Source organism: Exiguobacterium alkaliphilum 12/1 (genome assembly GCF_000714435.1).
GTDB classification, from domain to species: Bacteria; Bacillota; Bacilli; order Exiguobacteriales; family Exiguobacteriaceae; genus Exiguobacterium; species Exiguobacterium alkaliphilum.
This window is the reverse complement of record NZ_JJMW01000001.1, coordinates 1-1,841: the sequence shown is the minus strand read 5'-3', so window position 1 is coordinate 1,841 and position 1,841 is coordinate 1. Positions and strand designations below refer to the sequence as shown.

The following is a 1,841-nucleotide window of genomic DNA, read 5'->3' as shown; positions in this document are numbered from 1 at the left end:
GAGGCTGGGACATAACTAGCCAGTTCTAAAGTATTTCAATCAAAAAGAGGGGTCCGGTCACCGATTTTCGGTGACCGGACCCCTTCTTTGTACTTCGGGCGACAACGGTGGCGATGAACTTCCGCAGGTTCACCGCCATGAGCGCGAAGCCGAGCTCGCGTCTCACGCGCTGTTTTCCCCTGACGGAGAAGCGGGTGAAACCCAAATTGGCCTTCAGATATCCAAAAACTGGTTCCACGTCCGTCTTGCGTCTGGCGTAGAGGGCACCCGTTTTCTCATCCGAAAGCAGCGTTCTCGTCATATGCTTTTGTTCTTCCCAGGCCACGTTCACACCGACCTGGCGGTGGCTCCCTTCCTCGGCCTTTGTGCACAGGTCGCGGAACGGACACCCGCCGCAGTCCTCGCTCAGATACATGCGGGACTCGCGGACGAACCCGTCCCTGTCGGTCTTACGGGATTCGTGGCTGAACGGAAGCCGTCTCCCGTCCGGGCAGGTGAACGCATCGGACTCCCTGTCGTACGCCCAGTTCGAGATGTTGAACGGGTTCTCGCGCCACTTCTTCTTCTGTTCCTTCCGGTACATCGTGTACGGGATCAAGGGAACGCGCCCCCGGCGCTCGAGGATGTCCGTGTAGTTCGGCTGGCTCCCATATCCCGCATCGGCGACGATGTAGGCGGGTAACTCGAGGAACGTTTCGACCTCGTCGAGGAACGGGGCCAACGTCCTCATGTCGGTCGGGTTCGGAAAGACGTCATACGCCAGCGTGTACTGGCCCGAGGTCGCGATCTGGACATTGTAGCCGGGCTTCAATTGTCCGTTCTTCATGTGATCATCCTTCATCCGCATGAATGTCGCATCCCTGTCGGTCTTCGAGTAACTGTTCCGCGTGCCGAAGGCGGCCATGTGTTCCTCGTATCGGCGTTTCCGGGCAGCGAAGTCGGAGGCCTGCTTGCGGAGGCGGCGGGGTTCCTTGCGTCTCGCGCGCAGTCGTTTGCGTTCCTCGACATCGGTCGTCGACGCGATTTCCTCATCGATCGCGTCGACCTTTTCCCCGAGTCGCGCCGCGACCTCCTCGAGTTCTTCGACCGAGAGCGCCTCCGGGCTCTCGCGCTCGATCTCTGGGATGACCTGCTCGGACATCAGCTCCTCGTACAGCCGGTTCGACTTCTCGACGAGTGCGGCGCTGTATTTCTCGACGGCCTTCCTCCAGACGAAGGTGTATCGGTTCGCGTTCGCCTCGAGCTTCGTGCCATCGATGAAGATCGCCTCCTGGTCGATCTCACCCGCCTCGACGAGGTGGCAACGGAACGTGACGAAGGCGGATTTCAGGATCGGGGCGACGGCCGGATGGACTCGGAACCGATTGATCGTCCGATAGCTCGGCTCGTGTCCCTGGGCGAGCCACATCATGCGCAGGCTGTCCTTGAGAAGGCCCTCGATCTTCCGGCCCGAGAACACGGACTGCGTGTACGCGCAGAGGACGATCTTCATCATCATCCGCGGGTGATAGGCCGGGCAGCCCGTCGTTCGCCAGAACGTCTCGAACGCCTCGTCCGGGATCTGTTCGACGAGGTCGTGGACGGCGAAGGCGATGTCGTTCTCCGGGAGCCGAACTTCTAAATCTAGGGGCAAAACCAACTGGTTCATGGTATACTCTTTGTACATAGGGGCACCTCCAAAGTTATGGTTTGGTCACTTTAACTTTATCAGAGGTCGCCCCTATCTGTTTATATCGAAATGTGCGTACGAACCCATAAAAAGGAGAAGAGGCCACCTGGCGCGAACGAGTCGCGCCAGGTGGCCTCTTTCTTATAAATCTACTGAGTTATGTCCCAGCCTC

At 58.9% G+C, this 1,841-nt stretch carries 1 protein-coding gene; it reads right to left on the bottom strand.

Annotated elements, in window-relative coordinates:
- Window positions 1-25 precede the first annotated feature (25 nt).
- Window positions 26-1,666 carry an IS1182 family transposase gene (locus tag RT52_RS00005; protein WP_245175432.1) on the bottom strand — a complete coding sequence of 547 codons (1,641 nt, stop codon included), beginning with the start codon at window positions 1,664-1,666 and terminating at the stop codon, window positions 26-28.
- Window positions 1,667-1,841 lie beyond the last annotated feature (175 nt).